The sequence below is a fragment of the Alphaproteobacteria bacterium genome (assembly GCA_019635875.1).
Classification (GTDB): Bacteria; Pseudomonadota; Alphaproteobacteria; order Reyranellales; family Reyranellaceae; genus JAFAZJ01.
The window spans coordinates 325,775-342,957 of the sequence record JAHBYP010000003.1; the positions used below are offsets into that span (position 1 = coordinate 325,775).

General features: G+C 66.9%; 18 protein-coding genes. 10 read left to right on the plus strand and 8 right to left on the minus strand.

The features are described 5' to 3' along the window. The first annotated feature begins 3 nt into the window (after positions 1 to 3). Both KF889_12880 and KF889_12885 read left to right on the plus strand, forming a co-directional pair. On the plus strand, positions 4 to 549 hold the full coding sequence (locus tag KF889_12880) for a hypothetical protein (protein ID MBX3500335.1): 546 nt from the start codon (positions 4 to 6) through the stop codon (positions 547 to 549). A 3-nt stretch (positions 550 to 552) separates the two neighbouring features. Next, positions 553 to 1,290 carry a ubiquinone/menaquinone biosynthesis methyltransferase gene (locus tag KF889_12885; GenBank protein ID MBX3500336.1) on the plus strand — a complete coding sequence of 246 codons (738 nt, stop codon included), beginning with the start codon at positions 553 to 555 and terminating at the stop codon, positions 1,288 to 1,290. A 119-nt stretch (positions 1,291 to 1,409) separates the two neighbouring features. Here the strand turns inward: KF889_12885 and KF889_12890 are convergent, their stop codons facing one another. Next, a complete protein-coding gene (locus KF889_12890) occupies positions 1,410 to 3,677 on the minus strand; it encodes a hypothetical protein (protein MBX3500337.1) in 2,268 nt (755 codons plus the stop codon). Between the two features lie 531 nt (positions 3,678 to 4,208). Then, positions 4,209 to 4,730 (minus strand): hypothetical protein, encoded by a 522-nt coding sequence (locus tag KF889_12895; protein ID MBX3500338.1) that lies wholly within the window; start codon positions 4,728 to 4,730, stop codon positions 4,209 to 4,211. Positions 4,731 to 4,883: 153 nt separating this feature from the next. On the opposite strand from KF889_12895, the gene KF889_12900 reads away from it, so the two are divergent. The 3 genes from KF889_12900 (at position 4,884) to KF889_12910 (ending at position 6,698) form a co-directional block, all read left to right on the plus strand. After that, positions 4,884 to 5,105: an addiction module protein gene (locus KF889_12900; GenBank protein MBX3500339.1), complete on the plus strand. Its 222-nt coding sequence runs from the start codon at positions 4,884 to 4,886 to the stop codon at positions 5,103 to 5,105. A gap of 250 nt (positions 5,106 to 5,355) precedes the next feature. Beyond that, entirely contained in the window at positions 5,356 to 5,955 is a 600-nt protein-coding gene (locus KF889_12905) for a hypothetical protein (protein MBX3500340.1), read from the plus strand. Further along, positions 5,952 to 6,698 (plus strand): hypothetical protein, encoded by a 747-nt coding sequence (locus KF889_12910; GenBank protein MBX3500341.1) that lies wholly within the window; start codon positions 5,952 to 5,954, stop codon positions 6,696 to 6,698. Before KF889_12905 ends, KF889_12910 begins: the two co-directional genes overlap by 4 nt. A 47-nt stretch (positions 6,699 to 6,745) precedes the next feature. Here KF889_12910 and der read toward each other — a convergent pair whose 3' ends face one another. The 3 genes from der to KF889_12925 form a co-directional block, all read right to left on the minus strand. Next, positions 6,746 to 8,161: a ribosome biogenesis GTPase Der gene (der, locus tag KF889_12915; GenBank protein ID MBX3500342.1), complete on the minus strand. Its 1,416-nt coding sequence runs from the start codon at positions 8,159 to 8,161 to the stop codon at positions 6,746 to 6,748. Positions 8,162 to 8,332: 171 nt separating this feature from the next. Then, entirely contained in the window at positions 8,333 to 9,649 is a 1,317-nt protein-coding gene (locus tag KF889_12920; GenBank protein MBX3500343.1) for a PQQ-binding-like beta-propeller repeat protein, read from the minus strand. After that, complete coding sequence (locus KF889_12925) at positions 9,646 to 10,299, minus strand: tetratricopeptide repeat protein (protein ID MBX3500344.1); 654 nt, start codon at positions 10,297 to 10,299, stop codon at positions 9,646 to 9,648. The genes KF889_12920 and KF889_12925 overlap by 4 nt, the downstream gene beginning before the upstream one ends. A 108-nt stretch (positions 10,300 to 10,407) precedes the next feature. Between KF889_12925 and KF889_12930 the strand changes: the two genes are divergently transcribed. Further along, the gene (locus KF889_12930; GenBank protein MBX3500345.1) at positions 10,408 to 10,734 is read left to right on the plus strand and encodes a DUF2794 domain-containing protein; all 327 of its coding nucleotides are present in this window, start codon (positions 10,408 to 10,410) and stop codon (positions 10,732 to 10,734) included. On the opposite strand, the gene KF889_12935 is transcribed toward KF889_12930, so the two are convergent. Beyond that, positions 10,721 to 11,686: a TIGR04348 family glycosyltransferase gene (locus tag KF889_12935; GenBank protein ID MBX3500346.1), complete on the minus strand. Its 966-nt coding sequence runs from the start codon at positions 11,684 to 11,686 to the stop codon at positions 10,721 to 10,723. The two genes, KF889_12930 and KF889_12935, sit on opposite strands and share 14 nt — an antisense overlap. On the opposite strand from KF889_12935, the gene KF889_12940 reads away from it, so the two are divergent. After that, positions 11,685 to 13,007, plus strand: a complete 1,323-nt coding sequence (locus KF889_12940) for an SUMF1/EgtB/PvdO family nonheme iron enzyme (protein ID MBX3500347.1) — start codon at positions 11,685 to 11,687, stop codon at positions 13,005 to 13,007. The genes KF889_12935 and KF889_12940 overlap by 2 nt on opposite strands. 247 nt (positions 13,008 to 13,254) lie before the next feature. Then, a complete protein-coding gene (locus KF889_12945; protein MBX3500348.1) occupies positions 13,255 to 14,118 on the plus strand; it encodes a type I restriction enzyme HsdR N-terminal domain-containing protein in 864 nt (287 codons plus the stop codon). Between the two features lie 35 nt (positions 14,119 to 14,153). Here the strand turns inward: KF889_12945 and KF889_12950 are convergent, their stop codons facing one another. Continuing rightward, on the minus strand, positions 14,154 to 14,603 hold the full coding sequence (locus KF889_12950; GenBank protein MBX3500349.1) for a GFA family protein: 450 nt from the start codon (positions 14,601 to 14,603) through the stop codon (positions 14,154 to 14,156). A 119-nt stretch (positions 14,604 to 14,722) separates the two neighbouring features. On the opposite strand from KF889_12950, the gene KF889_12955 reads away from it, so the two are divergent. Beyond that, positions 14,723 to 15,199, plus strand: a complete 477-nt coding sequence (locus KF889_12955) for a hypothetical protein (GenBank protein MBX3500350.1) — start codon at positions 14,723 to 14,725, stop codon at positions 15,197 to 15,199. Between the two features lie 272 nt (positions 15,200 to 15,471). Then, the gene (locus KF889_12960; protein ID MBX3500351.1) at positions 15,472 to 16,452 is read left to right on the plus strand and encodes an LLM class flavin-dependent oxidoreductase; all 981 of its coding nucleotides are present in this window, start codon (positions 15,472 to 15,474) and stop codon (positions 16,450 to 16,452) included. A gap of 57 nt (positions 16,453 to 16,509) precedes the next feature. Here KF889_12960 and KF889_12965 read toward each other — a convergent pair whose 3' ends face one another. Beyond that, entirely contained in the window at positions 16,510 to 16,968 is a 459-nt protein-coding gene (locus KF889_12965; protein MBX3500352.1) for a hypothetical protein, read from the minus strand. Positions 16,969 to 17,183: the final 215 nt, after the last annotated feature.

Genomic DNA, 17,183 nt, shown 5'->3' on the forward strand with positions numbered 1-17,183 from the left:
CGTATGCGACAGCCTGTTTGTGGCAACATGGAGAATGCGCTGGCGCACGCGCAGGCATCAGGGGCCACCACCATGGACCGGACGACCTACCTCAAGGAGATCGAGACCGCCTACCAGGCCGAGGTGCGGGGCGAAGCCACCTTCACGACCCTTGCGGGACTGGCGACCAAGCCCGACGAGATCGAGATCTGGCGGACGCTGGCGCGCCTGGAGGCGACGACGCGCGCGCGGCTGATCCCGCTGATGCAGCGGCACGGCATCGACACGACCCCGGACGAGGCGCAGCGGCAGCGCGGCCGCGAGCGCGGCGAGCAGCGCGCCGCCGCCGGCTTCGCCGCGACCGTGCAGTCGATGACCGAGACCCTGCTGCCCTACCTGGCGCTCTATGCGAGACTCGAAGCCGAAGGCCCGTTGGAGGACCAGCGGGAGCTCGCCTGCCTCAACGCCCACGAGATCGCGCTGCATCAATTCGCGACGCGCGCACACGCTGGCCGGGGCCGCCAGGCACTGGAGCCGGTGGAGGCCTTCCTCGACGACCGCACCGTGTGAGGCATGGACGCGCCCGCCCCAGCCGCCACGGACAACGCCGCCGCCTTCGCCAGCCAGCACGACGACGTCTTCGGGCGCATCGCCTCGCGCTACGACGTGCTGTGCGATCTGTTCAGCCTGGGCATCCATCGCCTGTGGAAGCGGCGCGTCGCGCGGCGTATCGCCGACGAGCCCTGGACCATGCTGCTCGACGGCGCCACGGGGACCGGCCACATCATCCTGCAGCTCCTGTCGCATGAAACCACGCAGAACAGGCGCATCGTCGCCTCGGACATCAGCCAGAAGATGCTGGCGATCGCCCAGCGCCGGCTGGCCGGTCAGCATGATCGTGTCGAGCTGCGCGTGCTGGATGCCGAGAGCATGCCGGCGATCGCCGACGCCAGCGTCGATGCCTACTCGATCTCGCTCGGGCTGAAGATCTGCAACCGGCACCGCGCGCTGGAAGAGGCCTTCCGCGTGCTGAAGCCCGGCGGGCGGCTGATCGCGCTGGAGGCGTCCAACATCCCCTGGGCGCCGCTGCATCGCGCCTACCTGGCCTACATGTCGCTGTGCATGCCGATGCTGGGCTGGCTGGCGACCGGCGGCGACGCGTCGGCCTACAAGTACCTGCTCCAGGGCATTCGCGGGTTTCCGTCGGCGGAAGCGCTGGCCCAGGAGATCGGCGGCCACGGCTTCACCGACGTGCGGTTCGAGCGCCTGTCTCTGGGTATCATGGCGATCCACACGGGCCGCAAGCCTTAGGGTATGGGCGAATAGCGCCCGTACATACAGTCTCGCCCGCACTGATCCCCAGCGGCCATAGAAGTTCGCCTCCTGCTGGGGACCCGGCAGTGCGTATCGATCACCTCACCGACAAAGCCTTAGGTCAGCTTAGCCCCGCACTCGTCGGCAGCTGCTTGGACTATGTCCGCGACGTCGCGCAGGAATTGATTGCGCTCAAGCGACGGTGTGAGGTCTGGAATTGGAGCAGCAGGATCAAAGATCTCCGTTCCAATGATCTCCGCACGCTCAAAGGTCGATCCCTTGCCATGTTTGTTATAAGCAGCCTGCCACTCTTCAACTTTGTTCTTCCACACGCGGCGGTTTGCGAGAGCGAGCACCCGGCGTGCGATGTTGTCCGCCAGCGCATCCACAATCACTTGTTTCTGATCATCATCAGGCTCGTCTCCGCCCCACTCGTGAGGACTCTGAAGGAAGACGTACATGCGATCCTGCAACTCTTTCCGCAGGTCAGCCACGGGCTGGAGAGAATCGTAGTGATCCGCCATTCCGGTGGCGAGCCGCCGACTCAGCGCTTTCACGCGTGTCCAATGCTCCTTGCCAACACCCGGCTTGAATTCAAGACCGAGACGCGCGAACCACGCTGCATGAAAGCTTTCCGCTGCTGACTTGACGGCCAGCACAAGATTCATCCGGTCATACCGTGGCACCGCTGGCCCGCGCGGAATCGACTTTGTGACTTCCGCAAGGAGTTCAAACAGCTTCTCAAGCTGATTGATAGTCCGGGTGCCTGCCTTTGTTGTCTTGGACAGCGGCTTGTCGATGCTCTCCAAGAAGACACGCGCGGCGTCTATGCGCTTCCGAAGAGCACGCTCTGCGAGAGGACCCAGGTCCTCGCCGATAGCCGAAAGCACATTCTCGGCCGATGCCATGACATGCTGCACCTTCGCACTTGGCGACGGCAAATTGTCACCCTTGACCTCATCGAAGTGCGTAAAGATCAGGATTTGCTTTGAGGCATTGCCGGAACTCACCAGCTCACGCATTGCTGCGACGGTCGCGGCCTGCATCGGCTGCATTGCATTGTCGACGACAAGCACTGCGTCAACCTCTTCGATGCGACGGCTAACCGCCGTTGAAACCGAGCCAGTTGTCTTGGGCGTATGACCGAGCCCCTCACCATCTAGCAGTGCTACCTTCGGCCTCGGCCCCCGCTCTCGCCAACTCGGCATAAACGGACCGGCAACTCGAACGCCATTGACCAATGGCGTCAGCAACTGACCAAAGTACTTCGCATAGTTACTTGAGAATCGAGTTACCGCGCGTATGAACGCGGCGCGATCATTGGTCTCCCAAGACCACGACAACGGCCACCCTTGCTTCGTGCGATTGACCAGATTGCGATCAAGCAGGTCGAAGCGCTTCTCAATTTCGTCGAAGAGGTCGTCTACGACCTCGTGGAACTGCTCGTCGTCGCGCGCTGCCTTGTCGAATACCTCTTCGAATAGCTCGTCAACGACGCGTTCGTCAGCTTCGGTTGTCGCGCCCAACTCTTGGCGCAACGCATCACCATGACGCTGAGCGATCTGCCTCAGCCGCGAAACTGAACTGGCCAGTATCTCATTCGTTTCGTGGAGATCGACAGCCTCGAACGCCTGTTCTGCGGTAAGCTCTAGCTCCTCGTCATCATCTTCCATCCCATCGAAGTCGGACTTAGTGGACGACGGCCCGTTACCAAGGACATAGCCGAATCGGTAACGCTGGTTGACATGATTGAGCATGCGCCGAAGGACTTCTGCATCGGGCGCCTTCCCATATGCGGCGAGGGCAGCGGCCGACGCACATTCGGTAAGGTATTCACGAGTTTCCTCGGCGGAAACAAAGGTGACAGCGGCCCTATATGGCCCATCGGCGACAATGATCTCCGTATCGTGGACGGTAGTCTTGGCAGTGGAGGTCGACGGAAAGCGCTCGGCTTCCGGATCGGTACCGATCAGCTGGCGCGCGAGCGTTGTCTTGCCGGCGCCAGTGGTCCCGAGGAGAAGCGCACGGATGTACCCGTCATGCTCGGCGTCGGGAAGGCGGATGATCTTCTCGCGGATAAGGCGAAAGTCCGTCTCCTCCGGTATCAGCTTATAGAAGAAGATCTCGACGACGCGCTTATCGAACCGCCGCTCGGCCTCTGCACGGGCCGCGGCATTGTGATACGTCGATTCCGCAAGCAATTCGTTGAGGTCTGCCAGAAGGCGCCGTGCCTCTGATTCGTCTCGCGTTCCGAGGCCCTGTCTGACTCGAACGCCCGGCTTGCCGGTCGCATCATCCGTTCGAACCGGATGACGGAAGATCACCGAGAAACCGGACCGCCCCTGGCTCTTGCTCAGGCTCGCGGTATAGGCCTTTGCACTCACGATTGCCTCCGTTGTTCCGTTGTTGTGCCGAAACTTACCTGACAATGCCGATGCCGGTCAAGTAGATTTGGAACAACATCGGAACAACGCTGCAGGCGAATCATAACCCATTGAAATTGATCACTATACGAACGCAGGGCCGCTGAAGGCGGCGAAGACGAGGACCAAATTAGACAGCGTGAGCCGGCTGTCGTTTCGAGTGACCGACGCCGCAAGCTTCCTAGGGCGGAGGGGATGGTCAGAACCCCCAGCACAAGGCCGTGAAGCCAGTCCGGGAGGTGGGACATGTTATTATGACCACACTGTCGTGCGCCCGGCCATAGCACCGGGCGTTCGGCTTTTTTTCGATCGCGGCGCCGGGCGGACGACCCTCTTGCCCCCGTCATCGAACGCCCCAGCCAAATCGCACACCTCCACCGCCATGTCGATGAAGCGGGCGCGCCATTCAGCATCCATGAGCGGAGGCCGCTTTGGCCTGCTTCACCGGGCCGCCAAGTCACCCCTTCGCATACGGATTCCTCGGCTTCCGCATCACGATCCTAATCGGCGTCCCGGCAGATCGAAATCCTCGCGCAGCCGGTTCGCCAGATACCGCTCGTGCGATTCCGGCAGATCCGCCGGCCGGCTCACGAACAGCGCGAAGGTCGACGGGCGTGACTTCACCTGCGAGCCGTAGCGCAGCTTGATGCGCCGTCCGTCGACCAGCGGCGGCGGGTTGCGCTCGATCGCCTCGCCGAGCCAGCGACTGAACTGCAGCGTCGGTACGCGGCTGTTCCACGCCTTGTGCAGCTTCACCACCGCGGGCATCAGCTTGTCGACGCCGCGGCCGGTGCGCGCGGAGAAGCCGACGATGGGGATGCCCCTGACCTGCGCCAACGAGGCCTGCAGGCGGTCGGTGAGCTTCTTCCACTGCTCGTTGCGCGCCTTGTCGGTGGCGCCCAGCAGGTCGGTCTTGTTGACCGCCAGCACCAGGCTGCGGCCCTCCTCGATGACGTGGCGCGCGATAGTGAGGTCCTGCTTCTCCATCATCTGCTGCGCGTCGAGCACCAGCACCACGATTTCGGCGTAGCGGATCGCCTCCTCGGTGCCGCGCGCCGACAGCGCCTCCAGCCGCTCGCTGACATTGGTACGACGGCGCAGGCCGGTGGCAAGAACCTTGCGCTCCGCTCCTTTTCCCGGCAGGCGGAACGTTTGTATACTGGAGCCATGAACGCCACTCTCCTGCGCGAGATCGGCAAGCTCAGCGTCGAGGAACGCCGGGCGCTGATCGACGATATCTGGGACAGCATCGAGGCCGAGCAGACCCTGCCGCCGCTCGACGCGGCCCAGGCCGCCCTGCTCGATGAGCGCCTGAAGGACTCGATCGAGCGACCGGACGAGCAGACCTACACGTCGCAGGAAATCGCCGCGCGCGCTCAGCGACCGTGAGCGATGGCGTAACGCAGCAACGCAAGCCTGACACTCAGCACACCCACTGGTGATCAACGTCACCACCAACTACCGCATACTTCGCTCGGTGAGATCGAGGTAACTCTTCCCCAGTTCACGGGATGATTGACCTGCTGTTCGGAGAGTTGCGCCAGATCGCTCCAACCCGCCGCCTAAGGGACACAGCATCTGGGTTGCATTCGCCCTTCGGTTCTCCCCATACTCGGGGAAACGAATAAACGGGGGCAAAGTGGCTACCGCGAAATTGCACATCAACCTCACTCAGGGGCTGATCGAGGCCGAAGGTGACGAAACTTTCGTCCGAGTGGTTTACGACGACTTTAAGGAGCGGCTCAGGGCCCAGCCAGCAAAGCAACAGACGCTGCACGCTGCGAATAAAGAAGGCGAGCAACCGAATGCTCAGGACACTGCGCGGCGGCCGAAGGCTCGGCGCAGGGCGGCCGCACCGAAGACTTCAACTCGTGGCGAGGCAGAACCCAAAGGCAGTGCCGGCGGCATGACTAGTTATGAGCCGCGCCGCTTGCCTGATCTAGACCTTTCACATTTGGCCGACTTCGTTAAGTCGTTCACGTTCAAGGGCAACCCTGAGCGTTATGTGGTGTACACGCAGTTCCTTAAGGAAAAGCTCCAGATCGAACCGTGCACGATCGACCACCTCTACTCTTGCTTTGACGAAATGAAGGACACACTTCCCACAAATATGGGGCAAAACCTAGTCGACACTCGCTTACGCAATTCGTTCCTGAAGTTTACGACACCGCAAGACATCCAACTCACAGTCACCGGGATCAACCACTATAACAAGATGCTTAGGGCAGCAAGTAAGTGAGCGCCGACCGCTTTTACGAGTCAATTCCCAAGAGCTATCACGGGCAGGATCGAGGCACCGTCACGTATTTCGTGTACTATCTCACGGAGGAGAAGGGGCAAAAGGCGGCCACGGCTAAGTCCTTGAAGCAGTGCTTCATGGACTGTCATCTCCCTGTGCCCGGACGGATTGCGCAGTACCTCTCAGAAGGGCTTACGAGCAACCCTGTCCTCTTCGTTAAGGTTCCAGAAGGGTATCGCCTGGAGCGAAACCGTAGGAGGATCATCGCATCATCGCTGGGCGTCCGTAAGGAAGTCGTGCAGACGAGCAGCACGCTTCGCGCGCTTGAGAGCGACATTACCGATCCGCAGACCAAGGACTTCCTTAAGGAAGCAATCGACTGCTACGAGGCAGGCGCCAACAGAGCGGCTGTCATCATGACGTGGGTACTCGCGTTCGATCACTTCCTGAATTGGCTCTTCTCGAACAAGCTTACCGAGTTCAATCGGCAACTTGCGGCAAAGGCCGGGATGAGCAAGGCCAAGACCGTTGCTAAGATCGAGGATTTCGAAGAAATAAACGAGGACCACATCATTACGACGTGTCGATCGGCAACTATCATCACGGCTGGGGTTCAGAAGACACTTAAGCAGAGCCTCGACATACGAAACTCCGCCGCCCATCCGTCTGACGTGAAGATCGGACCAGCTAAGACGGTTGCGACGATTGAGGATCTCGTGGAGAACATCCTCAAAAAGTACTAACGTCAAGGGTGCCAACATGGCGCAAGCCTGCCGCCAAATCCGCGGGCCTAGCTCTTCGCGTACGGATTCTTCGGCTTGCGCATCACGATCCGGATCGGCGTCCCCGGCAGATCAAAATCCTCGCGCAGCCTGTTCACCAGATACCGCTCATACGACTCCGGCAGGTCCGCCGGCTTGCTCACGAACAGCGCAAACGTCGGCGGGCGCGACTTCACCTGCGAGCCGTAGCGCAGCTTGATGCGCCGGCCGTCGACCAGCGGCGGCGGGTTGCGCTCGACCATCTCGCCGAGCCAGCGGTTGAACAGCGGCGTCGGCACGCGGCTGTTCCACGCCTTGTGCAGCTTCGCCACGGCGGGCATCAGCTTGTCGACGCCGCGGCCGGTGCGCGCCGAGAAGCCGACGATCGGCAGGCCCTTGACCTGCGCCAGCGAAGCCTGCAGGCGGTCGGTGAGCTTCTTCCACTGCTCGTTGCGCGCCTTGTCGGTGGCGCCCAGCAGGTCGGTCTTGTTGACCGCCAGCACCAGCCCGCGGCCCTCCTCGATGACGTGACGCGCGATGGTGAGGTCCTGCTTCTCCATCATCTGCTGCGCGTCGAGCACCAGGATCACGACCTCGGCGAAGCGGATCGCCTCCTCGGTGCTCTTCGCCGACAGCGCCTCGAGACGCTGGCTGACATTGGCGCGCCGGCGCAGGCCGGCGGTGTCGATCAGGCGGATCGGCCTGCCCTCGTGCATCCATTCGACCGCGATGGCGTCGCGCGTCGTGCCCGCCTCCGGCCCGGTCAGCACGCGCTCATCGCCCAGCAGGCGGTTCAGCAGGGTCGACTTGCCGACATTGGGCCGGCCGACGATGGCGAGCTGGATCGGGCGCGACGGGTCGGGGCCGCTGTCCTCGACGTCCTCCGCCGCGTCGTCGGGCGCCTCGTCCTCGAACGGCGCATCCTCCTCGGGCTGCGGTTCCGGCAGCTTGCCCAGCACGCGGTCGAGCGCATGGGCGATGTCGCCGATGCCGATGCCGTGCTCGGCCGAGACCGGCACCGGATCGCCCAGGCCCAGCGCATGGGCTTCCGCAATGCCGGGATCGGCGGCGGCGCTCTCGGCCTTGTTGGCGATGACGATGGTCTTGCGCGCGTGGCGGCGCAGCCACTGGGCGAAGGCGCGATCGAGCGGGGTCAGCCCGGCGCGCGCGTCGATCACGAGGAGCACGGCGTCGGCTTCGCTGACGGCGCGTTCGCTCTGCTTGCGCATGCCGGCCTCGAGCCGATCGCCCACCGCCTCCTCCCAGCCGGCGGTGTCGGTGAGGACGACCTCGCGGCGGCCGATGGTGGCGTTGGCTTCACGGCGGTCGCGCGTCGTGCCCGGCTCGTCGGCGACGATCGCCATGCGCCGCCCGGCCAGCCGGTTGAACAAGGTCGACTTGCCGACATTGGGCCGGCCGACCAGGGCGATGCGGGGGCGGGTCATCGCATGGTGCCTTTCCTTCTCCCCGCGCAGGCGGGGAGAAGGTGCCGAGCGCCAGCGAGGCGGATGAGGGGCTTCTCGCGCAACATCACTAACCTGTGTCGTGGCGGCACCGCGAAGCCCCTCATCCGCCCTTCGGGCACCTTCTCCCCGCCTGCGCGGGGAGAAGGAGAATCAGCGCAGCGCGATCAGGCGTCCCGAATCGGTCAGCACGTAGATCGTGCGGTCGGCGATCACCGGCGCCAGCAGCACCGGCGAGCCGACCGAGACCTTGCCGATCGGCTGGCCGTCATAGGGGGAGATCGCCAGCAAATCGCCGGTGCCGCCGCCGATCAGCAGGCGGTCGCCGGCCAGCACCGGGCCGACCCAGATCGCGGTCTGCCGGCGCTTGGCGTCGCTGTAGAGCGTCAGCGGCGTGACCCAGCGCACCCTGCCGTCCTCGCGGTCGAGGCAGACGATCTCGTTGTTGCCGCTGATGACGAAGACGTAGCGGCCGGCGACCCACGGGGTGCCCGAGCCGGCGATCGGCTTGTCCCAGATGCGCGCGCCGGAATGCAGCTCGAAGGCGCCAACCTGGCCGGCCGAGCCGATCGCCAGCACCCGGCCGCGGTCGATCACCGGGCGGCCGCGGATGTCCGACAGCGCCGCCAGCGACTGCGCGCCGCCGCGGCGCTGGGCGATCAGGCTCTCGTTCCACAGCTGGCGGCCGCTGTCGAGGCGCAGCGCCACCAGCTCGCCCGAGCTGAAGGGGGCGATGACGTAATCCTGCGAGGCCGAGGGGCTGGGGCCGGAGAGGAAGCCGGCGTTCTCCTGCAGGCCGGCGAACTCCCACAGCTCCGCCCCGTCGATGGCGGCCAGCGCATGCAGCTTGTTGTCGACGCTGATGGCGAAGACGCGGTCGGCGAACACGGTGGGCGCGCCGCGCACCGGGGCGCTCACCGCGCGGCGCCAGATCTCGGCGCCGTCCTCGGGGTTCAGCGAGATCACCTCGGCGAAGCCCGTGGTGACGAACAGGCGGTTGCCGTAGAAGGCCAGGCCGCCGCCGAACTCGTCGTCGTCGCGGCCGCCCGTGCTCTTGAGCGTGACGCGCCACAGCTGCTTGCCGGTGGCGGCGTCGTAGGCGCTGACCGTGGCCTGCGCGTCCTTCACGAAGACGCGGCCATTGGCGACCACCGGCGGGGTCAGCAGGTGGCGGTCCGAGCCCGAGCCGGCGCCGACATCGACGCTCCACGCCACCTGCGGCGCGTCGCCGATCTCGAGGTGGTGCATGGCGAAATTGGCGAAGCCGCCGGATTGCGGCCAGGAATCGTTGACCGCCGGGCGCGGCAGGGTGATGTCGCCGGCGGCGTCGACCTTGACCTCGTCGTCGCCCTGCAGGACGGAGACGCGGTCGCCCGGCAGCGGCGGCTTGCTCTTGGCGAAGACGTCGCTGATCGTGTCGCAGGCCGACAGCGCCGGCAGCAGGGCGCAGAGCGCGAGGAGCTGTCTCATTTGCCGGCCGGCTCGGCGCCGAGCGCGCTCAACAGCTCGCCCGCCCGCTGGCGCAGGCCCTGGCTGGCGGCGGAGTCGTCGCGCAGCTCGGTCAGCAGGGCGCGGGCCTTGGACGGGTCGTCCTGCTTGAGCGCCACGGCGGCCAGCAGCTCCAGCGCGATCGGCCGCCACGGCCGGTCCTTGCCGAGAAGTGGCTGCAGTTCAGATGCAAGATCTTCCGGCCTGGCGCTGTCGAAGGCCTGCATGGCCTTGAGCAGGGTGGCGAGCTCGCGGCTGTCGGCGTCGTGGGCGGCCTGCACCGCCGCCTGGTAGGCGGCGGCCGCGCCCTCCCTGTCGCCGGCCTCGGCCTTCAGCCGGGCGATGCGCAGGCGGGCCAGCCCGTCATAGGGCGCCACGCCCCGGCCGGCGACCTGCTCCAGCGCCGCGATGGCGCCGGGCTTGTCGGTCTGGGCCTGGGCCAGCGCCGCGCCGAAGGCGTCGCCGGCCTGGGCGCGCTGGCTGGCCTGGTACCAGTTCCAGCCGTTCCACGCGGCCACGGCCACGATCAGCAGCACGCCGGCGGCGATCACCGCCGAGCCCCAGCGCCGCCACCATTCCTTGGCGCGGTCCTCGCGCAGGGCTTCGTCGACTTCCTGGAAGATATCCGACACGCCGTTACCCGCGTTCTGGATGGGATCGGGGCGGGCGTTCTAGCCGGCCGGCGCCCGCGCGGGAAGCCTTTACCACGGCCCGGCTTTTTGCGACATTTTTCCTGAACGATGGACAATCTCCTGCGATTGCCCGACAGCCGTGCCAAGCGGCGTGTCGTCACCTTCGACCGGCGCGAGCTGCGCCAGCTTCTCGGCCTGTACAGCGCCCGGGTGGTGACCGGCGAATGGCGCGACTACGCCATCGATTTCCGCCCCGGCATGGCGCTGTTCTCGATCTTCCGCCACACCGCCGAGCAGCCGCTGTTCGCCATCGCCAAGGTCGCCGGCCAGCCCTGGACGGTCTATGCCGGCCCGCGCCGGCTGGCCCAGGGCGAGGACCTCGGCGAGGTGCTGAGCGTCTTCGACCGCAAGCTCAGGGTGTTCATCGGCGGCTGAGCGCCAGGCCGGCCAGCAGGCGGCGCCAGGCGGCGACCTCGCGCGCCGGGGCGAACAGCGCCGCGCGGCGCGCCAGCGCCCGCCCGAGCCGCGCCACGAACCTCGGCTCGCCCTCGACGCGCCGCAGCAGGCGGGCCAGCGCCGCCGTGTCGCCGACCGGGAAGTAGCCGGGATAGCCGGCGCCCAGCAGGCCGACATTGCCGTCCATGCGCGAGGCCAGGATCGGCACGCCGGCCACCGCCGCCTCGGAGATCACGTTGGCGCCGCCCTCGCTCAGCGAGGCGATCACCATGGCGTGGCTGCGCGCCAGCAGCCGGCGCACGGCGGCGGCCGGCACGTCGCCGCGCCACAGGTAGCGCGGGTTGGCCGCCATCTCGGCGCGCGCCCGCCGGGCCCATTGCGGCGTATAGGCGGCGCCGACCTGCTCGATGCGCACCCGGCTGGCCGCCGGCAGCAGCCGCGCCGCCGCGGCCGCGCGCAGCGGATCCTTCACATCGCGCAGATGGCCGATCACCGACACCACCACGGCACGCGGGCTGGGCCCGCGCGGCTGCGTAAGCGGCGTCGCCGACTGGTGGATGACGCTCAGCCGCGCCCGCAGCCGCGCCGGCACCACGCGCCAGGCGAGGTCGTTCAGCGCCACCAGGCGATCGGCCTGCTCCATCGCGCGCAGGGTGGTGGCCGGATCGGACTCGAGATACTGGTAGATGTCGGTGCCGCTCAGCTGCAGCACCACCGGCCGCTCCGGCCAGGCCGCCTTGAAATGCGCGATCGAGCCGGCGCTGCGCCAGGCATGCACGGCGACCATGAGATCGGCCGGCCGGCCGTCATACTCCGCGGCCACGCACACACGGTGGCCGAGCCGGCGCAGGATGCGCGCCCAGCGCGTCGCGGCCACGCGGTTGCCGCTGCGTGAAGTCGGCGCCCGTGGTGTGATAAGGACGATCCTCATGGACGACGCACCGATCGAGCGGCCGACCAGCGGCGCCGGCTCAGCCGAGCTGGTGGCCCAGCTGCGCGAGAGCCGCCGCCGCACGCGACTGCTGACCGAGGATCTGGCATCGGATGAATTGATGGGTCCGCGGCTGGACATCGTCAATCCCGTGCTCTGGGAGATCGGCCACGTCGCCTGGTTCCACGAATACTGGACCCTGCGCCACGCCCATGGCCGCGCGCCGCTGATCGAGCGCGCCGACCGGCTGTGGGATTCGAGCAACGTGCCGCACGCCACGCGCTGGCAGCTCGACCTGCCCGACCGCGCCGGCACCTACGCCTATCTCGCCGATGTGCTCGCGCGCCAGGAGGACCTGCTCGGCGGCAACGTCGACGCCGCGCGGCGCTATTTCTACGAGCTCGCCATCCGCCACGAGGACATGCATGTCGAGGCGCTGACCTACACGCGCCAGACGCTGGGCTTCGCGCCGCCGCAGGGACTGGGCGAAGCGACCCGCCCGTCAGCCGGCGCGCTGGAAGGCGACGTCGCTGTTCCCGGCGGCACCTGGCGCCTGGGCTCGAGCGCCGCCGACGGCTTCGTCTTCGACAACGAGAAATGGGCGCACGCGGTCACGCTGGCGCCCTTCCGCATCGCCCGCGCGCCGGTGACCAACGCCCAGTTCGCCGCCTTCGTCGAGGCCGGCGGCTATGGCGCGCGCGAATTCTGGAGCGAGGCCGGCTGGACCTGGCGCGAACGCCGCGACGTGCAGCGGCCGGTCTACTGGCAGGCCCGGCGCGACGGCGTCTGGAGCATGCGCCGCTATCGCGCGCTCGAAGAAATCGCGCCGCACGCGCCGGTCGTGTTCGTGAGCTACTTCGAGGCCGAGGCGTGGTGCCGCTGGGCCGGCCGCCGCCTGCCGAGCGAGGCCGAATGGGAGGCGGCCGCGATCGGCCTGCCCGCTTCCGACGGCGGCACGCTCAGCGACACGCGCCGCCGCTGGCCGTGGGGCGACGCGCCGCCATCGCCGGCGCGCGCCAATCTCGACTTCGCCTACGACGGGCCGGTCGACGTCGCGGCCTGCGCCGAAGGCGACAGCGCCTTCGGCTGCCGGCAGATGATCGGCAATGTCTGGCAGTGGACGGCGTCGGACTTCCTGCCCTTCGCCGGCTTCGCCGCCGATCCCTACAAGGACTACTCGCAGCCCTGGTTCGGCACGCGCAAGGTGCTGCGCGGCGGCTGCTGGGCGACCAGCGCGCGCATCGCGCGCCCGGCCTACCGCAACTTCTTCACGCCCGATCGCACCGACGTCTTCGCCGGCTTCCGCACCTGCGCGTTGTGACGGAGGCAGCATCTTTTGTACCTTCCCCCGCTGGCGGGGGAAGGTGGCGCGCAGCGCCGGATGGGGGTGGCTGTCGAAGACGAAGGGGACGTTTTCTGCAGATCGCAAATCGCGTCTGGCCCCACGAGCCTCCCCATTCCTCGCGCCACGCCCACCACCTTTCCCGTCAGTCCGGCCGGACAGCGCGTAGAAGTTGACTCGACGGGACGATCTCCTACCCTGTGGGGAACAATTGGGGGAGGTCAGGATGCCTGTTGGCAAGAAGGCTATTGATCGGATCACGTCGCAGCTGCGGCGCTATCAGTCCGTCGTGAAGGCGGCCAAGGATCGCGACATCAGCGAGTCGGATACGGCCGTGATCATCGGCGACATCCTCGCGGACGTACTTGGGTACGAGAAGTACGTCGAGATCACTACCGAGTTCATGATCAGGGGCACCTACGTCGATCTCGCGGTGAAGGTTGGTCGCGATGTCCATTTCCTCGTCGAGGCAAAGGCGATCGGCGTCCCGTTGAAGGACGCGCACGTCAAGCAGGCGATCGACTACGGCGCCAACCACGGAATCGAATGGGTCGTGCTTTCCAATGCGACGACCTGGAGGATCTACCGCATCGAGTTCAAGCAACCGATCGGCAAGACGCTCGTCGCCGAGATCGACCTGCTGACTGCCAACGCCAAGGATCCTCGCGTCATCGAGTGCTTCGCAAACCTCAGCAAGGAGGGCTTCGCAAAGGGCGGAATGGCTGACTTCTTCGATCAGCAGCAGGCCACCAGCAAGTACTCGATTGCCGCGGCATTGCTCGGTGAAAGGATGATCAACCAGTTGCGCCTCGAGCTGCGGCGCTTGTTCCCTGGCGTGAAGGTCGACGAAGAGACTCTGGAGGGGTCGCTCCGCCTCGAGGTCATCAAGCGCGAGCTCGTCGAGGGTGAGGACGCGGAGGCTGCCGGCGCCCTCTTGAAGCGACTGACGCGCTCGCTCGCTCGGGAGAAGGAACGCTCGTCGAAGGACAGTTCAAAGTCCGGCGCCGACGCCTCACCGCCGCCGTCGGCGATTGCAGCGGCAGCCAAGGCCGACGGCGAGGTCGCCGCGGCGTCGCCCTCCCCCAAATAGTCGTCGTACTTTCCGAGGCGCGGCGGAAGATAACTTCAGCCGGTCTTGCCCGGCATCCGCGGCTCGCCGACGCCGAAGCCCTGGCCGAAGCGCGGCAGGTGGTCGTCGATCGGCAGCCACGGCATCGCGCTGTCGCACCAGACATGCACCGTCGGCGCGAAGGCTCGGGGATCGTCGAAGGTCGCGAGCGCCAGGTCGAAGAACGCCGGCTCGCCCGGCCTGGCATCCGGCACGCAGGCGACGGGCGTGCCGCATTCCGTGCAGAAGCCGCGCTGCAGATGATCGCTGGAGCGATAGTACTTCAGCGAGCCGCTGGTGATGTCGACGGCGTCGGCCGGCACCGCGACCCAGGTCACGATCGCCGCGCCATGCGCCTTCTGGCACATGCGGCAATGACAGTGGCCGACCCAGCGCGGGTGCGTGCTGACGCGATAGCGGACGGCGCCGCACTGGCAGCCGCCTTCGATCGGTGCTGTGGCGCCCATCGACTCACCCTCGGCAGGGGCATTCGGGCAAGACCATCGCACATTCGCGCGTCCGGCGTGGCACTATTCGCCGTGGTTCCATGGTCAGCTGCGCTGACGCGGTACAGGGGCTCATCGAGATGGAGTTGGACACAAGTTCGCGCGCGTTCGCCGATCGCCTGTTTCAGGCCTTTCCCGAGTGGCGCGCATTCGCGCGTGTCGATGGTGAGAACGGTGCGGCGACGGGACATCTGGTTGTCGAGGTTCCTCCGACACCGCAGTCGCGCATGACGGAAGGGCTCTGTGTGTCGACCGCGGGCGAGGAAGTGACGGTGTTTGTCGAGGCTTACCATCAGCACTTTTGGTGGCCCACTGGCGACGCAGATGCAGACGACGATGATCCGATCGCCTTCATCCGCGAGGTGCTCGCCGAATCGCTGGTCGTCGTCTCGTGGTGGAACGAGGGTGAATGGCTGGCATCGACCGTTCAGCCGGCTTCCGAGGCTGTCGAACCATGGGAGGGGCGCGAGCGCGCTACTCACATGCGTGTTCGGTCATGGAATGCGACGTTCGACAAGGACGTTGCCGCATTCCTGGATTGCTCGCCGCGCCCGTGAAGCCGGCAGGGCAACCAGAGACGGCTGGGTGCGCGCCGCTCCAGCGGCGTATCATGAGCGTCGCTGGAGCGACGCGGCCCGAACGCAGGGCACGAGGCAACTTAGCGACGAGAGTTCTTTTCCCCCGGAGGGGGGAAGGTGGTGCGCGCAGCGCGACGGAAGGGGGCTGTCTCAACGACGCCACTGTCCGTCTTCGACATCCCCCTTCCGCCCTTCGGGCACCTTCCCCCTCCGGGGGAAGGTAGGATCGAGCAGATTGGGAGGACCCGTCCATGAACCTGCCCCTCGACGCCCACCTCAAGATCGGCGTGCAGACCATCCATCGGCGCAGCGAGCCCGCCACCGGCCCGTGGCTGCCGCGGATCGACGAGCTGGTCGAGCTCGTCGAGTTGGTCGATCGCTGCGGCTACGATTCGCTGTGTGTCGGCGACCACATCTCCTTCGCCATCCCGATCCTCGATCCGCTGCTGCAGCTGGCGCAGGCGGCGGTGGCGAGCCGAAGGCTGCTGCTCGGCACCAACGTCTATCTCCTGCCGCTGCGCCACGCCGGGCCGGTGGCCAAGCAGGTCGCGACGCTCGATCACCTCACCGAGGGACGGCTGATCTTCGGCGTCGGCGTCGGCGGCGAGTTCCCGCGCGAGTACCAGCTGGCCGGCGTGCCGATCGGCGAGCGCGGCGCGCGGCTGTCGGACGGCATCCGCGCGCTGCGCAAACTATGGTCGGGCGAGACCGTGTCGCATGACGGGCCGTTCTACCCCTTCCCCGAACTCAGCATGCAGCCGCCGGCGCGCCAGCCCGGTGGCCCGCCGATCTGGTGCGGCGGCCGCTCGCCCGGCGCCTTGAAGCGCACCGGCCGCCTGGCCGATGGCTGGATGTCCTATGTCGTGACGCCGGACATGTACCGCGACAGCCTGGCGGCGATCGCCGAGGCCGCCCAGGCCGCCAACCGCACGCCCACGCGCTTCGGCACCGGCCATCTGCTGTTCACCCGGCTCGACGACACGTATGAAAAGGCGCTCGACGCGGCGACCGAGACCCTGAGCGTGCGCTACGCGATGGATTTCCGACGCGCGACGGAGCGCTACGCCGCGCTCGGTCCGCCGGCGCAAATCGCCGAGCGCATCCGCGCGTTCCATGCCGCCGGCGTGCGGCACATCGTGCTCGACCTGGTCGGGCCGTACGAGCAGCGCGACGTGCAGCTCGAGCGCGTCGCGGGCGAGGTGCTGCCGCTGCTGAAGGATCTGACGGGATAGTCCACCCCTCCTCGTCCCATGCGATGACGCGGGCGAGGGGATGCGTGTCTTCGATTGTCAGCGGAAGTAGCCGCCGCCGTAGACGGTGGGATAGCCACCGCCATAGCCGCCGGGATAGCCACCGCCGTAGCCGCCGGGATAGCCACCGCCGTAACCACCGGGATAGCCGCCGCCGTAGCCGCCAGGATAGCCACCGCCGTAGCCACCGGGTTGGCCGCCGCCGTAACCGCCGGGATAGCCGCCGCCATAGCCGCCCTGGCCGGCCGGATAGCCACCGCCATAGCCGCCGGGATAGCCATACTGCGGCGTGGTCGCGGCACCGATCGCGGCGCCGCCCAGGCCACCCAGCACCAGGCCGGCGGCCGGGCCGATACCCAGCGCCGAGCCGGCCAGCGCGCCGCCGGCGCCGCCGATCAGACCGCCCGACACCGCCCGCTGGCCGGCGGTCTCGCCGCAGGCCGACAGGCCCAGCATGGCAGTCAGGCTGACGGCAACCAGCTTCGACATGGCGGTCATGACGCGTTCCCCCTCATTCCTGTCCATGCCCGCACCCCGAGCGCGACCGGACAAGATCGGGATTAAGCGCAGCTGATGCGGCAGAAGGATGGCGGCCGCTGCCCGCCTGCCTTGGAGCAGGATCCTCGCGCCGGCAGCCAGCCTGGCATCGGCTGAGGGTACGGCTGCGACCAGTCGAGGCGGCGGCGCGCTGGGCTCGCCAGCGCGTTGGCCCG